The following is a 19430-nucleotide window of genomic DNA, read 5'->3' on the forward strand; positions in this document are numbered from 1 at the left end:
ACCCCGCGCCGGCTCCGACCCGAGCCGGCGCGGGGTCACTCCTGCCGGACCGCCACCCCACCCCAGAACGCGATCCGGCCCTTCACCCGCCGGGCCAGCGGCAGCGGTCGCGGGTAGGTCCACGCCCCGTCGGGCAGCTCGACACCGTCGACGGTCACCGTGAAGTACCGGGCCCGCCCCTTCCAGGGGCACACCGACGTCGTGGCGCTCGGGGTCAGCACCCCCGGCCGGACCGCCGAGGCCGGGAAGTAGGCGTTGCCCTCGACCATCACCACGTCGTCAGACACTGCGATCCGCTCGTCGCCGACCCAGGCCGACCGCGTTACCGTGATCCGCAACGCCCGGTACAGCCCAATCAGCACGGCCAGCAGCGCGGCCCCGCCGCCGAGCACCAACGCCTCGGTCACCACGTCCGGGAACCCCTCGAACACCGGCCCGCGCAGCAGATCCGCGCGGGCAAGCCCGAGCGCCGCGATCCCGGTTACCGCGACGCCCGCCAGCCCCGCCCACCCGATGCGGACGGCGCCGCGGCGGTCACCGGAACGGACGTCCTGCCCCGCCACCCAGGGCCACGCCACCGCGAGCAGGGCCGGCGCGAGGTGCCAGGTTGTCGTGGGCCGCCACAGGGCGAGTAGGACCCAGGCCAGCAGGACCACCGCGGTCCACCCGGCCCCGGTCCAGCCCGACGAGGCGGCTGGCGCCGCAGTCGGCGCGGGATCGTCGGGGAACTCCTCCCGCACCGCGGCGTGTACCTGCGCGACCGACGGGTTCACCAATGCCCGCGCGCCGATCACCACCGTCGGCACCGTCTCGTCCCCTCCGGTGGCCTCGCGGACCCGGGCCGCGGCGGACGGGTCCGCCCAGATGTCGTGCTCGACGGTCGCAACGCCGGCCCGGTACAGGCCCCGCCGCAACCTCGAGCAGAACGGGCACCCGGGCCTCCACAGCACTTCGACCCTAGGTACCGACGTCGTGTCCATCTGTTCCTCCGGTCCGGCTCGTCACCGGTCGATTCAGTGCAACCGGGCAAGGAACCCCGGCCGGGCGAGGACCGATTCCATCCCGCACCCCGGCGTCGTCACCTGCGGGCATCGTCAGCCAGGGGGCCATCATCGGGTCGGACCCGGCATGCGGAGAGGAACCCGATGCTCGCCACACAGAACGGCACCAGGAAGTTGACCGCGACCCGCACCCACGTCCCGGTCCCGGCCGCACCGCCGAGCAGCACCTCGCCCTGGTTCACCGCCGACAGGATCGTCCCGACGACCACCGCCACCGGGGCGGCCGTGCGGACGGTGCGGCCCCGCAGGACCAGCCCGAGCGCCTGCGCGGGATGTGACCAGGTCGTCCCCCCGGGATGTCGGTGCTCTGCGCTCACGCGTCGGGAACCCGCTGATCCGGCATCCGATTCCCGGGAGGGGAATCGCGGCGGCCCGTGCCGGGTTCCGAACCCGTGAACGACCACGCGGCCCCGACGCCCGACCCGGGCCCGGGCCGTCCCTCGTCCGCGGCCGCGTTCGCCCGCTACGTCGAGCCGGAAGTCCCGGTCCTCTACCGCGTCGCTCTGACGATGGCGGGTCAGCCCGCCGACGCCGAGGACCTGGTCCAGGACACCCTGGTGCGCGCCTACCGCGCCATCGACCGCTTCGACGGGGCCCACCCCCGCGCCTGGCTGCTGACCATCCTGCGCAACACCCAACGCAACCGGGCCCGCACCCGCATCCCGGCACTCCTGCACGACGACGAGCAGGAGACCGGGCGCCTCGACCGCGGCGGGGACGCCCGCAGCGCCGAGGACGTCGTGGTCGACGCCCAGTTCGAGGCCGTCGTCGCCGACGCCCTCGCCGCGCTGCCCGCCATGCACCGCACGGTGGTCCAGCTCGTCGACGTCGACGGCCTCACCTACGCCGAGGCCGCCCTCGCCCTCGGAATCCCGCGGGGCACCGTGATGAGCCGGCTGCACCGCGCCCGCGCCCGCATCCGCACCCGCCTGGTGGCCGCCGGGCTCGTCCCCCACCGGAGCCGACCGTGACCATGATGTCGTTGTCCGAGATGGCCCGCTGCCTGCGCACCTCCCGGGTGCTGCAGCGCTACCTCGACGGCGAGGCCGACGACCTCACCGCCGCCCGGGTCGCCGAGCACCTCGAGACGTGCCGTCGCTGCGGCCTGCAGGCCCGGACCTACCAGGCCATCAAGGAAGCGCTGCGCTCCGGTTCCCGCGACGTCGACGACCTCGCCCTGCGCCGGCTGCACGCCTTCAGCCGGTCCCTGGCCGACACCGACGACGCAGGCTGATCACAGGCAGACCCTGGCGGATCGCGCGGCCGGAGCCTTATCACTGCTCCGCTCATCGGCCGCATCGCCATGACACGACGGAGGACCACCGCGGTGACCCGCACACAACAGCTGCTCGCGGACGACCCGATCTGGCTGATCCTGCTCAAGGTCGTGGTGCTGTTCGGGATCGGCGTCGTGCTGACGCTGGTCATGATCAACGCCGAGCGCAAGGTCGTGGGCCGGATGCAGCAGCGTCCCGGCCCCAACCGGGTGGGCCCGAACGGCTGGCTGCAGTCCCTCGCGGACGGGCTCAAGCTGGCGTTCAAGGAAGACATCATGCCGGTGATGGCCGACAAGCCGGTGTACTTCATCGCGCCGGTCATCGCCACGATCCCGGCCTTCGTCGCGTTCTCGGTCATCCCGTTTGGCGGCGAGGTCACGATCTTCGGCGAGGAGACGGTGCTACAGCTCGTCGACCTGCCGGTCGGCGTGCTCGTCGTGCTCGCGGCGAGTTCGATCGGCGTCTACGGCATCGTGCTCGGCGGCTGGGCCTCCGGCTCGCCCTACCCGCTGCTCTCCGCACTGCGCAGCGCCGCTCAGGTGATCTCCTACGAGATCGCGCTGGGCCTCTCGATCGTCGCGGTGATCCTCTACGCGGGCTCGATGTCCACCGCCGACATCGTCGCGGCGCAGGCGGGCGGCTGGTTCGGCTGGCTACTGATCCCGAGCTTCGTGGTGTTCGTCATCGCGATGGTCGGGGAGACCAACCGGGCGCCATTCGACCTCCCCGAGGCCGAGTCGGAGCTGGTCGGCGGCTTCCACACCGAGTACTCGTCGCTGAAGTTCGCCCTGTTCTTCCTCGCCGAGTACGTCAACATGGTCACCGTCTCGGCCATGGCCACCACGCTGTTCCTGGGTGGCGGGATGTGGCCGTGGCCGCTCTCGTTCCTCAACGCCAGCGGCTGGCTGCAGTTCGTCGCCTTCCTGCTGAAGACGATGATCTTCCTGTTCCTGTTCATCTGGCTGCGCGGCACGCTTCCCCGCCTGCGCTACGACCAGTTCATGCGGCTGGGCTGGAAGGTGCTGGTCCCCGGCAGCCTGCTGTGGATCCTGACGATTTTCGCGATCCGCACCTGGCGCAACAGCGCGGGCGGCGACCTCACCGCGCTGCTGTTCGCGATCGGCATCATCCTCGCCGTCGTGCTGCTGGTGGCGTTCCTGGTGCCCGACCGCCAGCAGCCCGAGTCGGTGATCGAGCTGGCCTCGGACTACCCGGTGCCGCCGATCGACCTCGTCGTGCCCACCCGGGCGCGGCACCGGATCGCGGGCCGAACAGATCTCCCTGCTGTTGACCGTGACCGGGCGAGCGGCGGTAGGTAGCCACGTCTGCCCCTGATCATGGCCGAGAGCTGCGCCTGGTCGCCGGCCTCTTCCGCAGCCAGATGCCCACCTCCTACTGTGCCTGAGGCGGCCGGCCCGGCCACGTTCACGTCGCCCCAGGGCCGGGCCCGACCGCACCGCGGCGCCGCGACCGGCGAGCGACGACCGCGCCGCCGGCGGTGAGACCGACGAGCGCGACGACCGCGACGACGAACGGCCATGAACCGGGCGACGTGCCGTAGGCCCCCAGCGCCACGAAGGCGATCGTGCCGGGGATGATGCCCAGCGCGGTGCCCAGGGCGTAGTCGCGGATCCGGACCGCGGTCAGCCCGGCGGCGTAGTTGACCGCGGTGAACGGCACCACTGGCACCAGCCGCACCCCGATCACGGTGAGCAGCCCGCGCCGCCGTAACAGCTCGTCGACCCGGGCCACCCGCGCGCCGGTGAACCGTTCGACGGCGCCGCGCCCCAGCAGGCGACCCAACCCGAACGCACCCGCCGCGCCGAGCAGGGCCGCGAGCAGGACCAGGGCCACGCCAGGCACCAACCCGAACAGCACCCCGGCCACGGTGGACAACACGTTCTTGGGCAGCGGGGCCAGCGTGGCGACCGCGTAGAGCAGCACGAACAGCACCGGCGCCGCGGGCCCGGCCGCCGCGATGCCGGCTCGCAACGACTCGACGTCGGGCAACCCCACGACGACCGCGACGACGACCCCCGCAGCGACGAACACGGCGAGCACAGCAAGCCGCACCCACATCGCGCGGCCGACCGACCGGACCTCGGAGGTCACGCCGCGGTCGGGTTGCCCGGGCTCCGCGCCCGCCGCGTCATGCTCGACCACCTCGCGCCGCACCGTCGGTCCGATCCCCGATCATGGCTGCCCCTCCACGCTGCGCCCCGGTGTGGACATCGTCGATTCCCCAGTCCGCTGGCGATGTGCGCTGGCGTGCGGGAGTGTCCTCCGACCCGTCGGCCTGCACCGTCATCGTCGTCACGATCTGCGACCTCCCGGAGCGATCATCAGGCCGTGCGGCGCAGACACCGTCACCGTAGAACCTTGCCCCGAGGTTAAGGTCAAGTCGAGGCCACCGACTCGGACAGGGAGGCCACATGCAGCCGATGACCGTCGGCCGAGCCGCCGCACTGGCCGGGCTCAGTCCCAAAGCTGTGCGGCTCTACGAACACAGGGGACTGCTCCCCACCGCGGAGCGCACCGAATCGGGGTACCGACTGTTCACCGCCGACGACCTCGACGTGCTGCACTTCATCCGGCAGGCCAAAGCCCTCGGTCTGACCCTGGACGAGATCAAGGACGTGCTGAACCTGCAACGGGGCGGCGAACAGACCTGTGCGCGCGTGACCAGCCTGCTCGACGAGCACCTCGCCGGAGTCGACCGCAAGCTCGCCGACCTCCGCCGGCTGCGTTGCGCGCTGTCGGCCGCCCGCCGCGCCGCCGACACCGCCCGAAGCGAGGGCTGCGACGCCGTGGTCTGCCGGATCATCGAGCACGCACCGACCGACGCCACGACCCGGCCCGGCGGGTGCAGCTGACCGGTCACGCCGCCGATCGTGTCAGCGCGCTGACACATGGCGGTTGTCGCATTCCAGGTCGGGCACCTGCAAGTGAGCAGGCCGCGCCACGCGGCCCCGACCACCGAGGAGATCGACGTGAACCCGACCGACACCGCCCTCGTCCTGACCGACCCGCAGAACGACTTCCTCAGCCCCGACGGCGCCACCTGGCAGCTCGTGGGCGCCAGCGTCGAGGACAACGGCACCGTCGAGCACATCGAGCAGCTGCTGGTCGCGGCCAAGGAGGGCGGCTACCCGGTCTTCGTCTCCCCGCACTTCTACTACCCCACCGACCACGAGTGGCTGTTCGGCGGCACGCTCGAGAAGATGATGCACGAGATCCACATGTTCGACCGCACCAGCCCGCTCACCGGCGAAGGACTTCCCGGCTCGGGCGCGGACTGGCTCGAGCGCTACAAGCCCTACCTCGACGACGGCACGACCGTCATCACCAGCCCGCACAAGGTCTACGGACCGCAGAACAACGACCTGGCCCTGCAGCTGCGCAAGCGCGGCGTCTCTAAGGTCGTTCTCGCCGGGATGTCGGCCAACCTGTGCGTCGAGAGCCACCTGCGCGACCTGCTCGAGATGGGCTTCGACGTGACGGTGGTGTCCGACGCCACCGCCGCGGCCAACCACCCCGAGCTCGGCGACGGCTACGCCGCCGCCATCACGAACTTCCGCTTCCTGGCCGGCGCCGTGGTCACCACCCAGGACGCGGTCCAGGAACTCAAGGTCTGATCCGGCCACGGACCGGATTCACAACGGGTCGAGAACGAGGAACGGAGAACGGGCATGCCAGGGATCGCCATGATGGGCGGGGACATGATGGGCGGCGGGATGATGGCGGCCATGGGGATCTGGGCCGTCGTCCTGATCGCCACCGTGCTGGCCGTACTGGTCGCCGCGGTGCTCGCCAGCATCTGGCTCGTCCGCCGATTGCGCCACGACCGTGGCGACCAGTCGATGCTCCGGGACGGCGCCGACGCCGCGGACATCCTGCAGCGGCGCTACGCCGCCGGTGAGATCGACGACGACGAGTACCAGCGTCGACGATCGGCGCTGAGCAGACCGTGAAGCGAACGGAAGTGGACCCCGTCGCTCCCCCTCCGACAGCCCCCTGCTGGCATGATCGGAACATGATCTCCAGCGGGCCGCGATGAGCGCCGGACCGAAGTTCCCGCAGGTCGAGTACTCCGAGTCGAGCGGCGCGCTGCGACGGTGCTACGACGACATGCAGTCGGTCCTGCGGGTGCCGTGGGTGATGTTCGCCGCGCGCAGCCTCGCCGTGTTCGGCGGGTTCGTCCCGGCCGCCTGGCAGGCGGCCGCACCCGTCTTCCGCACCGACCGGCTCGAGCGCGCCGCCGACGACCTGCGCGCCCTGGCCGTGCTGCCGGTCGCCGACCCGCCCGACCCGCGCCCGCGGCTGGCCGAGCTCGGGTTCGACGAGGCCGGGATCGGCCAGGTCCGCCGCGCACTGGACGCCCTGAACTACGGCAACGTCAAGTACCTGCTGCTGATCACCGCCTGGTGCGAGGGCATCCAGGGACGCTCCAGCGGAGGCACCACGCCCGACCGGTCCGAACCCGCGACGCTGCCGGCGGGCCCGCCGGAGTCGATGGCAGCGCTGCACCTGGTGGACCCGCGTGACGCGGACGAACGGGTGCGCCGGCTGCTGACCAGGGTCACCGACCTGCACCTGCACCACGGCCCGTCCAGCGACTTCCGGGTGCTCGCCGGCTGGCCGGACTTCCTGGAGGTGGCCCTGGACGACGTCCTGGGCCCGGTGGTCCGCAGCGCCCCCTACGAGACCACCGCCCTGGCCCTCCTGGAACGCGCCCGCAGCCACGTCCGGCGGTTCCCGGCCCCGGCGGGGCTCTCCCCCGAACAGGCGCTCGCGGTCTGCACCGAGACCGAGGTCGCGGCGATCACCGGGCTGCTGTTCCTGTTCCAGCGCTTCATCCTCGACGTCACCATCGACATGGTGCGCTGCACGCAGTCCCTCGACGGGCGCGACGCCGCGGCGTCCTCACCGTTCTCGGCGCGGTAACGCGGCAGGCCGGACGGGCTCACCGGTACTCGGGGTTGGGGTGGTCGAACCGGGCACCCGCCGCCCAGGCGTTCCGGTCGTTGCCGTGCGACGGGATCCCGCCGGCCGCGCGCAGCATCGCGGCCAGATGCACCAGGTTCCAGGACATGATCGTGGTGTTGCGCCGGGTGAAGTCGTTCTGCGGGCCACCGGAGCCCTCGTCGAGGTAGCTCGGGCCCGGCCCGGCCTCGCCGATCCAGCCGGCGTCGGCCTGCGGCGGGATCACGTAGCCCAGGTGCTGCAGCGAGTACAGGACGTTCATCGCGACGTGCTTGATGCCGTCCTCGTTGCCGGTGACGATCACGCCGCCGACCTTCCGTAGTACGACGACTGCCCGGCGTCGTTGAGCTCGCCGGAGTTGCCGTAGAGCCGCTCGACCACCCGGGTGCACACGCTGGACTTCTCCCCCAGCCAGATCGGTGTGCCGAGCACCAGGATGTCCGCGGCGCGGACCCGCTCGTAGAGCGCCGGCCAGTCGTCGCGGTCGGCGCCGTGCTCGGTCATGTCCGGCTGCACCCCGGGGGCCAGGTGGTGGTCGACCGCCCGGGCCTCGTCGACGTGCACCCCGTTCGCCGCCATGATCGCGGTGCTCATCGCCATCAGCCCCGCGGTGTGCGAGCGGCCCGGGGACGGGGTGAGGGTGCAGTTGACGAACAGCGCGCGTAGGCCGTCGACGTCGGGGCCGGTCACAGGTGCCTCCAGGGTCAGGGGATGTCGGTGATGCGGGTGCCGGGGTGGAAGGCCGCCCAGGCGAACCAGAACGTGTCCACGTGCTCGACCGGGTCGAGCCGCGCTCCGGTCAGCGGGCCGTCGACGGCCTGGCCGAGCACGTTCCATGTCGAACCGGTCCCCGCGTCGGTGAACTCCCCGCTCGCGGTCCGGGTGAAGCTCAGGCGCCGCCCGTCGAGCACCGGGTCGAACGCCCCCGTCGCCCCGATGGTGCGGCCCCGCGTGATCTCCCGGGTGTCCAGCGCGGACCGCAGCCCCTCCACCGACCACACGACGACCGGCCGCCCGGCCACCTGAAGCTCGAGGACACCGGCCTCGACGAGGGCCGGCAGTGGCACGGCGACCGGGTCGGTGTCCCCGCCCAGCCCGGCGACACGCTCCTTGGGCGGCAGCCTGGGATCGGGTTCGCCGTCGAACAGGAACGGCTGCGACGACGGGTCGTCGTAGCCGGTGTAGGGGTTGGCGCCGTAGTCCCGGTCGACGCCGGTGTCGCGGCTAAGCACGAACCCGTCCGGGTTCGCGTCGCGGAACTGTGCCCAGGTGATGGTCTGCACCGGGACCCGGTCGAGTTCCTCCCCCGCGAGCACGCCGGCGATCGCGCGGCCCTCGAGCTGGGAGAACAGCGACTCGGTCTGCCGGTCGTACATCACCAGGTCGGACTGGTAGAGGCTGCCCGAGGTGCCGAAGGTCAGCAGCCGCTCCCCCAGGCGCCGGTCGAAGCCCAGCGCGGAGTTGCACAGCGGGCAGTAGGTGATCGCCACCGGGCGCCCGTCGATGGTGTCGTTGACGATCTCATGCCAGACCAGGATCTGTACCGGGTAGGCCCGGGCGGGAGCGCCGATCGCCGGTGCCAGCACCGGCTCGTCGTCGGCCAGCCAGTCCACTTCGGCGGCGCGGGAGAAGGTGGGCTCGTCGATCGGCGGAATGCCGTCGGGCGGCGGCCCGCCGGAGATCACCCGGGCCGGGTCCACCAGCGGTGCCGGCAGCGCCGGGTCGTCGATCCGGTCCAGTGCCGACGGCACCTCCTCGCGGGGCGATCCGGTCACCGGCTCCAGGGTCACCGCGGACGGGGCGGACCCGGGGGGCGGCGCCGGCTCCGGCGCCGCGCAGGCCGCCAGCAGGACGACCACCGCCAGGGCCGTCGACACCAGTGCCGCCCTCATCGGACCGCCGCCGTCCTCATCCGACCCGCTCCTCCCGATGCGCCGCACGGGACCGGCGCGCGAGCACCGCCGCCGCCCCGATCGCGGCCAGCACGGCGGCGACACCGAGCAGCCCGGCGGGTCCGAACCCGCTCACCCAGCGCGCCACCGCAGACTGCACCGACACCGCCGCGGAGATCACCGGGTCCGACGTGGTGGCCCCGGCGAGCACCCGGATCTCGAACCAGCCGTACCACGCGACGTAGGCACCCGCCACGACCAGCAGGACCCCGCTCCCGCGGCTGATCAGCGCCCCCACCCGGCGCATGGACCCGACCAACGAGGTCCGCGCGGTGACCACGGCCAGGGCCAGCACCAGCACCACGATCCCCATGCCCAGCGCGTAGGCCAGGAACGCCGAGGCCACCCCCAGCGCACCGCCGCTGCTCAGCGCCCCCGCCGTGACCGCCAGGAACGGCGCGATCGTGCAGGACAGCGAGGCCAGCGCGAACGACACCCCGTACCCGATCTGGGAGAACCAGCTCGCCGCCGTCGGCGCCGACCCGTGGCCGGCCAGCCCCGGGATCCCCAGCTGCCGCCCGGCCAGCAGCCAGCCGCCCAACCCGACCAGCACCACGCCCATCACGACCGTGACGATCGGCAGGTAGCGCTCGATCGACAGCGCCAGCGGAGCCAGTACGGCCCCGACGAGCCCGAACACCGCCACGAGACCCACAGTCATCCCCGCGGCGAACCGAGCAGCCCGACGTATCGCCGCCGCCCGCCCACCGGGCGCCTCGTCGGAGACCAGCAGCCCCAGATACGCCGGCAGCAGCGCGAACCCGCACGGGTTGAACGCCGCCACCGCACCCGCAACGAGGGCGAACGCCAGCGCTGCGGTGCTCACCGCCTCACCCGGCCAGCAGCTCGTCGGCAGCCTGACGCAGCGACTCGGGATCGAGGCTCCCGGAGAAGGTCCGCGCCGTCCCGTCGGCACCGATGAACGCGAACGCCGGCTGCGAGAAGACCTCGAAGCGCTGCCACAGCGCGCCGTCGCCGTCCACGATGTGGGTCAGGCCACCGGTGCCGGTGTCGGCCACGAACTCCCGCATCTCCCCCACCGCGCCCCGTCCGGGCATCCCCAGGAAGGTGACGCGTCCCTCGTACTCGGCAGCGACCGCCGCCACGCCGGGTCCCTCGACCCGACACGAGGGTCAAAACGGGGCCCAGAACCACAACACCACCGGAGTCCCGGCCAGCGTGGCCGCATCCAGCATCGAGCCGTCGAGGGTGGCCCCGGTGAAGGCGAGCGGGCCGACCGCCGCCACCTCCTGCGCGCTCCCGGCGCCGGGAGCCGAAGCCGGGCCCGCACCCGAGGAACACCCCGACAGACCCAACGTGAGCGCGACGAGCAGGACGAACCCGCCGCGGGTCGATCTCGAAAACATGCTCACGACCGCGGGAACCCCTCGTCTCCATCATTGCTTCCCTCCGATCGGCCACCGGTCGCGTCGCCGCGCGCGGCGCCGTCGGCGAGCGCCACCAGCCCCGCCCGGTCCCGGATCCGGATCCGGCCGCGGTGCAGTGACACCAGCCCGCGCTCGGCGAGCTCGCCGAGCGCGGTCGTGGTGCGCTCGCGGGTGGCCCCCACCAGCCCGGCCAGTTGCTCGTGGGTCAGCCGAACCGGCCCCGGATCACCGCTTGCAGGCGCCGCGCCGACAAGGACACCCAGCGTGTGGGCCGTGCGCTCGATCACCGACTTGCCCACCAGGTCGGCCAGTCGCTGCTCCAGATCGGCGATCCGGGCGCCGAGCTGCTCGGCGATCCGCATCGCGATCCGGGGATCGCCGAGCAACATCGAGCGGACGTCGCCACGACTCATCAGGCACAGGTCGCCAGGCTCCAACGCCTGCGCCCACGTGCCGCCCATCCTCATCCCGAGCAGATCCATCTCGCCGAAGATCGCACCCGGACCCGGGACCGCGGTGGTGACCGTTCGGCCGTGCGCCAGCACCCGGTGGAGCCGGAATCGGCCGGTCTTGACGATGAACAGCACGCTGACCGGGCGGCCGGGGTCGTAGACGACCTGACCGGTCGCCACCGTCCGCATCGGCGCGGCCGCTGCCATCGCGGCCATGTCCCGGCGTGACAGGTCGCGGAACAGCGCGACCTCCGATAGGCAGTAATGACCTTCATCCACCCCCGGCACCTCCGCCCGCAGCTTCGTCACGACCCGGTCGCCGGCGCCGTCGCGTCCAGTGTGGCGAGCAACATCTCCAGAGTGGGGTTCCCCAGTGACACGACCTGCTGCCCGAGCAGGAACGTCGGAGCACCGACGACCCCATCGGGCACCGGAGCCGAGTGGTGGTCGAGATCGATCATCTCGATCGGCTGGGACGGCCGCATCCGCCGCACCGTCTCGACCAGTTCGGCAGCCCGGCGACACGCCGCGCAACCGGCCGAGACGAACACCCGCAGCGGGAGCCGGCCGATCACGCCCGGACGGCGCGGCGGCGCAACGCCAGCAGCACGCCGGCGGCGACGACCCCGAACAGCACGTGCCCGACCAGGCTCATGAGGGCCGCGGAGTCGACAGTGAAAATCATCTGTGTCATGCCCAGCAGGGTCGGCATGATCAGCAGCGGGCCGAGTACCCACCAGACCACGCCGTAGACAGCACCGGCCACCACCATCATCCCCGTGCTCAGCGACGGCACCACCAGGGCGAACAGCGTGCCGAGACCGGCCGAGATCACCAAGTGCACCACCGCTCCGACCACCGCACTGGTAGAGCCGACCAACATCGCCACCATCGGCAACATGCCCATCATCGCCATCAGCGCGCCGAACACCAGCCCGCCCCCGAGGCCGGCCAGCACACCGTTCATCGCCCGGGTCAGCATTGCCGCCCCCGTCCGCACACCTGAGACCATCATCGACTCCTGTTCTCGGACCCGCGGGTGCAGGCCATGTGCGGACAACCTGCCCCGGCCATTCGAGGCTGTCGGTGACCTGGGATACACAACCGACGAAAGTCGTTTCGACCCCGGTGCGCGCTGTAACCGCACGACGACGGCCCAACAGGGCGAACTGACCTCGCACCTGGAGATCGCCCTGGCGGTTGCCTCCCGCATCGCGGACGCCGCGCTCGGGCTGCGCGCCACCCTCGCCGAGCTCGGGCTCAAGTTCATCCCGGCTGGCCTGGGAGTCCTACGACATGGCCCTACCCCGCGCCGCGCTCGGCGCCGCCCGCCCGCTGATCACCGCCGTCACCGACCCCGACGTCCGCGCCGCGATCGCCGCGCTCGGCGACTACGACCTCACCCCCGCCGGTACCCTGACCGACCTAACCACCCCGCCGGCCGGGGCCTCACGGATCGCCTGAAAGACCAGGACCAGGCGGATTGTCCTGGTCGGACGGCCTGCGGCGCGGCAGCAGGAGCCGCAGGACGCTGATCGCTGCTCGGCGACGGCCGGTGTTGTTCGTCACCGCGGCCAGGGCCACGACCGCCACCAGGGCGAGATAGATCGTCGGTGCGAGGGCGAGGGTGTCGAGCTGGCCCAACACGGTGGGCACGAGATCGGCCGGCACGCGGTACTCCGTCTGCGCTTCGTCCGCGCTGACGGGGCGGCTGGCCGCAGCGCGAGGACACCGATCCGTTGATCATGAATCAACAGCCGGTTCACCCGATCTCATCGGCCACCGAGGTGCCCTCATCGCTACGCGTTCCCTGGCGGCATCGAACCGCATCGTCGCCTGGCTACGACGAGAACCTGTGCTCCCCGGGGCGCCCCGCAACCACATCGAGGCGACAGTGAGAGAAGGCAAGGTCCACACGGAGCGCGTTTCGTTCCCGTGGGGCCGCGCGGCCTTCGACCGTCAACGTTGGTCCATTCGAGGGACACGGTCCCGTTCGCCCACGAAGTCCCGGACGCACTGGTACGTCTGTGACCGGCGTCACGACCGGCGGTGACCACGCGGGAACCACGGAGAAGCAACGCGACGACCACGTCCGACCGCATCATCGACTCGTCCAGGACACGAGGGGGTCGCGTGACCACAACGCAACGGATCGCGTTCCTGCCACTGCTGCTCGCCGCGGTGTTGTCGACGAGCTGCACCGCGACGTCGACACCGGCCGAGCCCGTGCCGACCACGGCGTCGCAGCAGGCGTTGCTCGCGTACGAGCGCTACTGGTCGGTGTCGCAGGAGGCGTTCTCCGCACCGGGCGAGCGTGACTGGACGGCGGAGCTTGGAGGAGTGGCGTCGGGGTCCGCGCTGGACAGCTTGCTCGCGGACGTCCGGAACTACGCCGACTTCCCGGCGCACACCGAGGGGGCCGTGACCCGATCCCCCGCTGTCGGCACCGCGGCGGACGACCGGGTCGAGGTCGTCGACTGCGTCCAGCTCGGCGACTCGCGCCTCGTCTCGGACGCCACCGGCGAGGTGCTCGACGACCTGGCCAACCGTGCGCCCCGCTACCGCTTCCGCGCCGAGGTCGTTCGGAGCGGCGACCGGTGGTTGGTGTACCGCACCGAACCGATGTTGGAGGAGCCGTGCTGACCGCAGCGGGACTGAGCGTCGTGTTGCCGATGCTGATCGTCGCAGCGGCGGGCGGTCCCGAACCGCCCGGATGTGCCGTCACCGACAGCCACGGCCGCTGCCTGGTCATCGCCGTCGATCCGGGTCGTCCGGGACGTCCCGCTGCCCCGGATCGCGACGAGCCCTCGGGAGCCTCCGATCCCCGCGGTGACGATCCTGGCGCCGACTCCGCGACACCACCGCAGCGGGAACGACCTCGCCTGCAGGCGGTGCCGTTCGGCGACGGCGGGTGGACTCAGCAGGTGGCACCCAACCCCGCCGACTTCCTCGGTCCCCTGCCCGCTGGCGCCCGGCAGGCCGCCGACCCCGAGGCCGTCGCGCAGGCCCTGTCGCAACGGGCGATCGAGGAGTTGCTGCTCGACCCTCCCGAGCCACGCACCTCGGTCGAGGGCTCCGGCTACGTGGGGGTGCCGGTGTGGCTGTGGATCGAGGACGACGTCGCTTCTACCGGCCCGGTGTCGGCCACGGCGACCGCCGGAGCGGCGCGGGTGACGGCGACCGGTCGGCTGACCGCGGTCGAGTGGTCCATGGGGCCGCCCAGCGCCGACGTCCGGTGCACAGGCCCGGGGACACCCTGGACCGGGCAGGTGGGCTCTTCGCCGGACTGCGGCTACACCTACGAACTGCGCTCCCTGCCGGAGCGGACCGGTGGCGCGGGCCGCTGGACGGTCACCGCCACCAGCGTGTGGACGGTGACGTGGACCGGGGTGAGCGGCGGGGTACCGGTCGCCGGAGAGCAGACCGTCCGCGTATCGGCGGATACGACCCTGGGCGTCGGTGAGGTCCAGGTACTCGTCGGAGGCGCGCGATGACCGCGACAGCGACCCGCAACCCGGAACGAGGGGACGCCGCGGCCCCTCGTCCGCTGCGTCGCCGCCGCTCGTCGCGGCGCCTGCTGCTGGCCGTGACGCTGGGCGTGATCGGCGCGCTGCTCGGTGCCTACGCCTACCGCGGCGCCGTGGCGCGCGAGGGGGTCGTGGTGATGGCACGACCGCTGCCGTTCGGTTCGGTCGTCCAGCTCACCGACCTGCGCGAGATCCAGCTCCCGCTCGACTCGGGACTGATGTCGGTGGCGTGGGACGACGTCGGCACCGTGGTCGGGCAGCTTGCCGCCACTGACCTGCGGGTGGGGCAGACGGTGACACCGGACTCGGTGACGTCGAATCGCGTTCCCGCTCCCGGCGAGGCGGTCGTCGGGTTGTCGGTGGAGGCGGGGCGGGCGCCCTCCGCGACGCTTGCCCCGCGGGACGAGGTTCTGGTCGTCACCGGAACCGGGTCCCCGCCGAGACGCGCCACGGTCGTCCGGGCGGGCGACGTCGACGTGTCGGGCCGCCGCACCGTCGACGTGCTCGTGCCGCAGGCCGACGCGGAGGAGCTGGCGCTGGCATCCGTCGACGACCGCGTGGCGATCGTGCTGCTGGGGCGGGGGTGAGCGGCGTGCTGGTCGGACTGGTCTCGGCGAAAGGCAGCCCGGGCGTGACGACGTCCGCGCTCGCGCTGGCGTCGCAGTGGCCGCGCAGATCGCTGATGCTGGAAGCGGACCCGTTCGGGGGTGACGTCCGGGCCGGACTCGGCAACGGCGAGTGGCCGCCCACCGCCGGGATCATGGAAGCCGTCGTCGACCTGCGTTCGACGGATCTCGACGCGGCATTGGGTCGCCGGGTGCACCGGCCCACCGAGTACTCGCCAGCGGTGCTGGCCGGGATCGGCTGCGTCGGGCAGGCCTCGACGCTGCCGTGGTCCCGGATCGGGGCGGCGTTGGCGCGCCTGCCGGGTGCCGATGTCGTCGCGGACTGCGGGCGGTTCGCCGTCGCGGACGGCGTGACACCGCTGCTGCGGGCGTGCGACGTGATCGTCGTAGTGACGGGTTCCTCGCTGCGGGCGGTCCGCGCGGCGTCGCGGATCGCGCCGCTGCTGCAGGAGGAACTGGAGGTACGTGCTGGGGATCCGCGGGTGTCGGTGCTCGTCGTGGACGCGGGCGCCCCGTACCCGGCGGCGGAGATCGCCGGGGCGTGCCGACTGCCGTTGCTGGGCGAGCTGCCCGACGACCCGCGTGCCGCGGCGGTCTGGAGCGATGGGGATCGGCCGGGCCGCGGCTTCGGGCGCAGTCCCCTACAACGCGAGGCCCGGGGGCTCGCGGGAGCGCTTGCGGCATCCGGCGGCCGGCGAGGTGCGGCATGACGCGCGGGATCAACGGTGTGTCCCAGCGTGCCGGGTCCCGGAGACCGCCCGGGCCCGCGGTGGACCAGGCGTCGACCCGGCGGATCCATGCCGCCGTCCTGGCGCGGCTGGCCGAGGAGCTCGACGGCCGCGCGCTCGACCCGACCGATCAGCGCCAGCTCGTGCTGGCCTGGATCCAGGCCGAACTCGACGCCGAGGCTCGACGACGCGCGGTGAACGGCGAACCACAGCTCGACCAGGCGACCGAACGCGCCATGGCCCGCGCGGTGGAGAACTCGCTGTGGGGGCTCGGCCGGATACAGGAACTGCTCGACCTGCCAGGCGTGGAGGACATCCACATCACCGGGTGCGACCTGCCGGTCTTGCGAATGTCCGACGGATCGGTTCGCACCGCCGGGGTACCCGTGGCGGACACCGACGCCGACCTGGTGCAGCAGCTGCAGCACATCGCCGCCCACCACGGCAGCTCCGAGCGGGCATTCTCACCTGCCCAGCCGTGCCTGAACATGCAGCTGCCGGACGGGTCCCGTCTGGCCGCGATGCGCGAGGTCGTCCCCCGCCCGGTCGTGACGATTCGCAAGCACAAGCTCGTCGACGTCCGCCTGCGGGACCTGATCCGTCTGGACACGGTGTCGCTGCAGCTCGCGCGGTTCCTCGCCGCGCTGGTGAACGCCCGTCGGAGCATCCTGGTCACGGGCATGCCGTCGAGCGGCAAGACCACGCTGCTGCGGGCGCTGGCGCGCGAGATCAGCCCGGACGAACGTTTCGCGACGCTGGAGACCGAGTTCGAGCTGAACCTGCACCGCCTGCCGGACAAGCACCCGCTGCTCTACGCCGCCGAGTGCCGCTCGGGGTCGACCGAGCGCGACCCCGCGACCGGCCGCCCGGCGGGCGAGATGACGCTGTCGGACCTGCTGCACCAGACGCTGCGGATGTCGGTCACCCGCGTGATCGTCGGCGAGGTCCGGGGCGCCGAGGCGCTACCCATGCTGGAGGCCATGAACGCCGGCATGCCCGGCTCGATGTGCACGCTGCACGCGGGATCGGCGGCCGAGGCGTTCGAGCGACTCGTCACCGCGACGATGAAGGGCGCCGGGGCGGGGTGGTCCGACACGTTCGTGACCAGGCTGGCCGCGCAGGGCATCGACTACGTCGTCCACCTGCGCCACACCAGCACCCCGGGAGGCCGGCGGGCACGGTTCGTCGCCGAGGTCGCGGAGGTGACCTCCGTCGGGGAGGGCGGCGGGGTCGCGATGAACCGCGTCTTCGCGCCGGCGCCAGGCGACGATCCGCGCGCGGTCTTCCAGCTGCTCCCGCAGAACCGCCGCCCCTTCGACGAGGCGGGCATCGACCTCGGATTCCTGCACGAGCCGAGCGGGTGGACCCGGTGACGCCGGCCGAACTGGCCGCCGCCGCGGCAGGTGGCTGCGTCGCGGTGGCCGTCGCGCTGCTCGTCACGGGCCGGCGCGGCTCGACCGACGGCAGGCCTGTCGCCGCACCAGCGTCACCATGGACACGGCGGCTCCGCCGCGCCTGGGCCGTCACCGGTGATCCCGCGCGGCCCCACGTCGATCGACGGCGCCGGGCCCTGGGGTGGGCCGTCGCGGGTGTCGTCGTGTGGGCACTGTCGGGCTGGCCGGTCGCGGGGTTGGCGACGACCGTCGCGGGGCTGTGGATGCCATGGCTGCTGGGCTCGACGCGGGTCGTGCGCGCCCGAATTGAGAAGCTCGAGGCCCTGGAGGGCTGGTGTCGCCGGATGGCCGACACACTCAGCGGCGGCGGGGCGATCGGCCTGGCGCAGGCCGTCGTCACGACCGCGGCTCGCGTCGACGAACCGATCGCCCCGGCGGTGCGCACGCTGGCCCGCCGCCTGCGCGACGGGGCCGGGGACCGGAGCGATTACCACGCCGCGGCGATGCGCGAGTTCGCCGACGACGTCGACGACCGCACCGGCGACGTCGTCGCGGCCGCCTTGCTCCTCGCTCTGCACCAGCAGAGCGGCGGCATCGCCGGCGTTCTGCGTCAGCTCGCCGACGGGGTCGCACGAGATGTGCGCGCTCGGCGCGACATCGAGGCCGCCCGCGCGGAGTCGAGGCAGTCGATCCGCATCCTGCTGATCATCCAGGCTGCGCTACTCGTGCTCATCGGCCTCACCCCGAACTTCGCCGCGCCCTACAACACACCCGTCGGGCAGGCTGTGATGGCCGTCCTGCTGTCCGGGTCGGCGTTCCTGCTGGTCTGGATGCGTCGGCTGGGCTTGGGCCGACCCGCGCCACGGTTCTTCGGGAGTTCTGGAGAGTTCGCGAAGACGGGTGCGCCGTGAACAGCGGTGCGGGGCTGGCGCTGGTCAGCGGCGGCCTCATCGGCGTCGCGGTGGCGCTCGCGCTCGTCGCGGGCAGCCGCCGGCACCCGGTGCTGGTCGACGCCCTCGCCGCACTCGACGAGCGCACGCCTCGACCGGACGAGCCGAACGACGGGGCACGGGACCCGGCGCGGATCCTCTTGCCGCTGCTGCGCCGGCTGCCGGTGGACGTGCCGTCCGCTGATCTGGTGCTGCTCGGACTGAGCCGGGACCGTTTCCTCGTCACCGCAGCGGGTTCGGCGGCCGGGCTCGCCGCTGCAGGTCCGGCGCTCGCCGCGGTGCTGACACTCCTCGACACCGGACTACCGCTCGTCGTCCCGGCCGGTCTCACGGCCGTGGGCCTGCTGGTCGGCTGGACCGGACACGCTCGCCGCATCCGCGACCGTGCTGACGATGCCCGCGAGCAGCTGCGCTCGGCACTGGTCGCCTACCTGCAGCAGGTCAGCCTCCTGCGACGAGGCGGGGCGGGAGTCTCGACCGCGCTGACCGTGCCCGGACAGTTGCTGGCCGACAGTTGGCCGATGCGGCGTCTGCGCGACGAACTCGAACTCGCCGAACGCGCCGGGGACATGCCGTGGGACGGGCTGCGCAGGTTCGGCGAGCGCATCGACATCGACGAGCTGACCGACCTCTCGGCCATCGCCGCGACCGCCGGACAGGACGGCGCGGCCGTCGTCGGGACGCTCCTGGCCCGCGCGGAGAGCCTGAGCGACGAGCTGCTCGCCGACGAGCACGCCGAGGCCAACCGCGCGAGCGGGCAGATGAGCACCCCGGGCGCGCTGCAGGTCTTCCTCATCGCCGCCTGGGTGCTCTTCCCCGCTGGAGCGGCACTGCTCACCACCGTCTGACCACAGCGATCCGACCGGGAAGGAACCCGACATGATCCACGAACTCTGCACCCGAACCCGAGACCTCGTCCACCGGATGATCTGGGCGGTCCGGCTGCGGCTCGAACCGCTCGACGAGCGCGGCGGCGGCCGCAACTCCGACGAAGGCATGCACATCGGTGCCGGCGCGGTGATCGCCGGCACGATCGCCGCCGGGGTCGGCGCGTTCATCGCGAACAAGCTCGGCGCCTTGAAGTAGGTGCCC

At 72.5% G+C, this 19430-nt stretch carries 27 protein-coding genes and 2 pseudogenes; 17 read left to right on the forward strand and 12 right to left on the reverse strand.

The features are described from left to right. Positions 1-35 precede the first annotated feature (35 nt). Complete coding sequence (locus AB7F12_RS04010; protein WP_428516537.1) at positions 36-980, reverse strand: DUF427 domain-containing protein; 945 nt, start codon at positions 978-980, stop codon at positions 36-38. 98 nt (positions 981-1078) lie between these two features. Next, positions 1079-1378, reverse strand: coding sequence for a nitrate/nitrite transporter NrtS (gene nrtS / locus AB7F12_RS04015; protein ID WP_428500314.1), 300 nt, complete (start codon positions 1376-1378; stop codon positions 1079-1081). Positions 1379-1453: 75 nt separating this feature from the next. Between nrtS and AB7F12_RS04020 the strand changes: the two genes are divergently transcribed. The 3 genes from AB7F12_RS04020 (at position 1454) to nuoH (ending at position 3657) form a co-directional block, all read left to right on the forward strand. Beyond that, entirely contained in the window at positions 1454-2032 is a 579-nt protein-coding gene (locus AB7F12_RS04020) for an RNA polymerase sigma factor (protein WP_428500315.1), read from the forward strand. A 5-nt stretch (positions 2033-2037) separates the two neighbouring features. Further along, positions 2038-2295 carry a zf-HC2 domain-containing protein gene (locus AB7F12_RS04025; RefSeq protein ID WP_428500316.1) on the forward strand — a complete coding sequence of 86 codons (258 nt, stop codon included), beginning with the start codon at positions 2038-2040 and terminating at the stop codon, positions 2293-2295. A gap of 93 nt (positions 2296-2388) precedes the next feature. After that, a complete protein-coding gene (nuoH, locus tag AB7F12_RS04030; RefSeq protein ID WP_428500317.1) occupies positions 2389-3657 on the forward strand; it encodes an NADH-quinone oxidoreductase subunit NuoH in 1269 nt (422 codons plus the stop codon). A gap of 106 nt (positions 3658-3763) precedes the next feature. Here nuoH and AB7F12_RS04035 read toward each other — a convergent pair whose 3' ends face one another. Then, on the reverse strand, positions 3764-4501 hold the full coding sequence (locus tag AB7F12_RS04035; RefSeq protein WP_428500318.1) for a TVP38/TMEM64 family protein: 738 nt from the start codon (positions 4499-4501) through the stop codon (positions 3764-3766). 269 nt (positions 4502-4770) lie between these two features. Between AB7F12_RS04035 and AB7F12_RS04040 the strand changes: the two genes are divergently transcribed. From AB7F12_RS04040 to AB7F12_RS04055, 4 genes are all read left to right on the forward strand, one after another. Continuing rightward, positions 4771-5211, forward strand: a complete 441-nt coding sequence (locus AB7F12_RS04040; RefSeq protein ID WP_428500319.1) for a heavy metal-responsive transcriptional regulator — start codon at positions 4771-4773, stop codon at positions 5209-5211. A gap of 36 nt (positions 5212-5247) precedes the next feature. After that, on the forward strand, positions 5248-5973 hold the full coding sequence (locus AB7F12_RS04045) for a cysteine hydrolase (protein WP_428500320.1): 726 nt from the start codon (positions 5248-5250) through the stop codon (positions 5971-5973). A gap of 54 nt (positions 5974-6027) precedes the next feature. Then, positions 6028-6309, forward strand: a complete 282-nt coding sequence (locus AB7F12_RS04050; protein ID WP_428500321.1) for an SHOCT domain-containing protein — start codon at positions 6028-6030, stop codon at positions 6307-6309. An 82-nt stretch (positions 6310-6391) separates the two neighbouring features. Next, the gene (locus AB7F12_RS04055; protein WP_428500322.1) at positions 6392-7282 is read left to right on the forward strand and encodes a halocarboxylic acid dehydrogenase DehI family protein; all 891 of its coding nucleotides are present in this window, start codon (positions 6392-6394) and stop codon (positions 7280-7282) included. Positions 7283-7301: 19 nt separating this feature from the next. Here AB7F12_RS04055 and AB7F12_RS04060 read toward each other — a convergent pair. The 8 genes and pseudogenes from AB7F12_RS04060 to AB7F12_RS04095 form a co-directional block, all read right to left on the reverse strand. Further along, positions 7302-8011: pseudogene (locus tag AB7F12_RS04060) on the reverse strand (flavodoxin family protein). 14 nt (positions 8012-8025) lie between these two features. Beyond that, positions 8026-9213 (reverse strand): DUF3179 domain-containing protein, encoded by a 1188-nt coding sequence (locus AB7F12_RS04065; RefSeq protein ID WP_428500323.1) that lies wholly within the window; start codon positions 9211-9213, stop codon positions 8026-8028. A 16-nt stretch (positions 9214-9229) separates the two neighbouring features. Continuing rightward, entirely contained in the window at positions 9230-10099 is an 870-nt protein-coding gene (locus tag AB7F12_RS04070; RefSeq protein WP_428500324.1) for a cytochrome c biogenesis CcdA family protein, read from the reverse strand. 4 nt (positions 10100-10103) lie between these two features. After that, positions 10104-10379 (reverse strand): TlpA family protein disulfide reductase, encoded by a 276-nt coding sequence (locus AB7F12_RS04075; RefSeq protein WP_428500325.1) that lies wholly within the window; start codon positions 10377-10379, stop codon positions 10104-10106. Positions 10380-10406: 27 nt separating this feature from the next. Then, positions 10407-10640 (reverse strand): hypothetical protein, encoded by a 234-nt coding sequence (locus tag AB7F12_RS04080; protein ID WP_428500326.1) that lies wholly within the window; start codon positions 10638-10640, stop codon positions 10407-10409. A 2-nt stretch (positions 10641-10642) separates the two neighbouring features. Beyond that, on the reverse strand, positions 10643-11392 hold the full coding sequence (locus AB7F12_RS04085; RefSeq protein WP_428500327.1) for a Crp/Fnr family transcriptional regulator: 750 nt from the start codon (positions 11390-11392) through the stop codon (positions 10643-10645). A 26-nt stretch (positions 11393-11418) separates the two neighbouring features. Further along, positions 11419-11598 carry a hypothetical protein gene (locus AB7F12_RS04090; RefSeq protein WP_428500328.1) on the reverse strand — a complete coding sequence of 60 codons (180 nt, stop codon included), beginning with the start codon at positions 11596-11598 and terminating at the stop codon, positions 11419-11421. An 86-nt stretch (positions 11599-11684) separates the two neighbouring features. Then, positions 11685-12080 (reverse strand): hypothetical protein, encoded by a 396-nt coding sequence (locus AB7F12_RS04095; RefSeq protein WP_428500329.1) that lies wholly within the window; start codon positions 12078-12080, stop codon positions 11685-11687. Between AB7F12_RS04095 and AB7F12_RS04100 the strand changes: the two are divergent. Both AB7F12_RS04100 and AB7F12_RS04105 read left to right on the forward strand, forming a co-directional pair. Further along, positions 12013-12378, forward strand: a pseudogene (locus AB7F12_RS04100) (hypothetical protein); the annotation flags it as partial. The gene AB7F12_RS04095 and the pseudogene AB7F12_RS04100 overlap by 68 nt on opposite strands. A gap of 31 nt (positions 12379-12409) precedes the next feature. Continuing rightward, on the forward strand, positions 12410-12577 hold the full coding sequence (locus AB7F12_RS04105; protein WP_428500341.1) for a hypothetical protein: 168 nt from the start codon (positions 12410-12412) through the stop codon (positions 12575-12577). On the opposite strand, the gene AB7F12_RS04110 is transcribed toward AB7F12_RS04105, so the two are convergent. Then, on the reverse strand, positions 12563-12784 hold the full coding sequence (locus AB7F12_RS04110) for a hypothetical protein (protein ID WP_428500342.1): 222 nt from the start codon (positions 12782-12784) through the stop codon (positions 12563-12565). The two genes, AB7F12_RS04105 and AB7F12_RS04110, sit on opposite strands and share 15 nt — an antisense overlap. A gap of 462 nt (positions 12785-13246) precedes the next feature. Between AB7F12_RS04110 and AB7F12_RS04115 the strand changes: the two genes are divergently transcribed. The 8 genes from AB7F12_RS04115 to AB7F12_RS04150 all read left to right on the forward strand — a co-directional run bounded on the left by AB7F12_RS04115 (position 13247) and on the right by AB7F12_RS04150 (position 19424). Next, a complete protein-coding gene (locus AB7F12_RS04115) occupies positions 13247-13756 on the forward strand; it encodes a hypothetical protein (protein WP_428500330.1) in 510 nt (169 codons plus the stop codon). 281 nt (positions 13757-14037) lie between these two features. After that, on the forward strand, positions 14038-14607 hold the full coding sequence (locus AB7F12_RS04120) for a hypothetical protein (RefSeq protein WP_428500331.1): 570 nt from the start codon (positions 14038-14040) through the stop codon (positions 14605-14607). Continuing rightward, complete coding sequence (locus AB7F12_RS04125; RefSeq protein ID WP_428500332.1) at positions 14604-15227, forward strand: SAF domain-containing protein; 624 nt, start codon at positions 14604-14606, stop codon at positions 15225-15227. The genes AB7F12_RS04120 and AB7F12_RS04125 overlap by 4 nt, the downstream gene beginning before the upstream one ends. Before the next feature lie 5 nt (positions 15228-15232). After that, positions 15233-15976, forward strand: coding sequence for a hypothetical protein (locus tag AB7F12_RS04130; protein ID WP_428500333.1), 744 nt, complete (start codon positions 15233-15235; stop codon positions 15974-15976). Beyond that, positions 15973-17367, forward strand: coding sequence for a CpaF family protein (locus AB7F12_RS04135; RefSeq protein ID WP_428500334.1), 1395 nt, complete (start codon positions 15973-15975; stop codon positions 17365-17367). The genes AB7F12_RS04130 and AB7F12_RS04135 overlap by 4 nt, the downstream gene beginning before the upstream one ends. Then, positions 17364-18299 carry a type II secretion system F family protein gene (locus AB7F12_RS04140; RefSeq protein ID WP_428500335.1) on the forward strand — a complete coding sequence of 312 codons (936 nt, stop codon included), beginning with the start codon at positions 17364-17366 and terminating at the stop codon, positions 18297-18299. Before AB7F12_RS04135 ends, AB7F12_RS04140 begins: the two co-directional genes overlap by 4 nt. Beyond that, positions 18296-19186 (forward strand): hypothetical protein, encoded by an 891-nt coding sequence (locus AB7F12_RS04145; protein ID WP_428500336.1) that lies wholly within the window; start codon positions 18296-18298, stop codon positions 19184-19186. The genes AB7F12_RS04140 and AB7F12_RS04145 overlap by 4 nt, the downstream gene beginning before the upstream one ends. A gap of 31 nt (positions 19187-19217) precedes the next feature. After that, on the forward strand, positions 19218-19424 hold the full coding sequence (locus AB7F12_RS04150) for a hypothetical protein (RefSeq protein WP_428500337.1): 207 nt from the start codon (positions 19218-19220) through the stop codon (positions 19422-19424). Positions 19425-19430 lie beyond the last annotated feature (6 nt).

Source organism: Pseudonocardia sp. (assembly GCF_050250275.1).
Taxonomy (GTDB): domain Bacteria; phylum Actinomycetota; class Actinomycetes; order Mycobacteriales; family Pseudonocardiaceae; genus Pseudonocardia.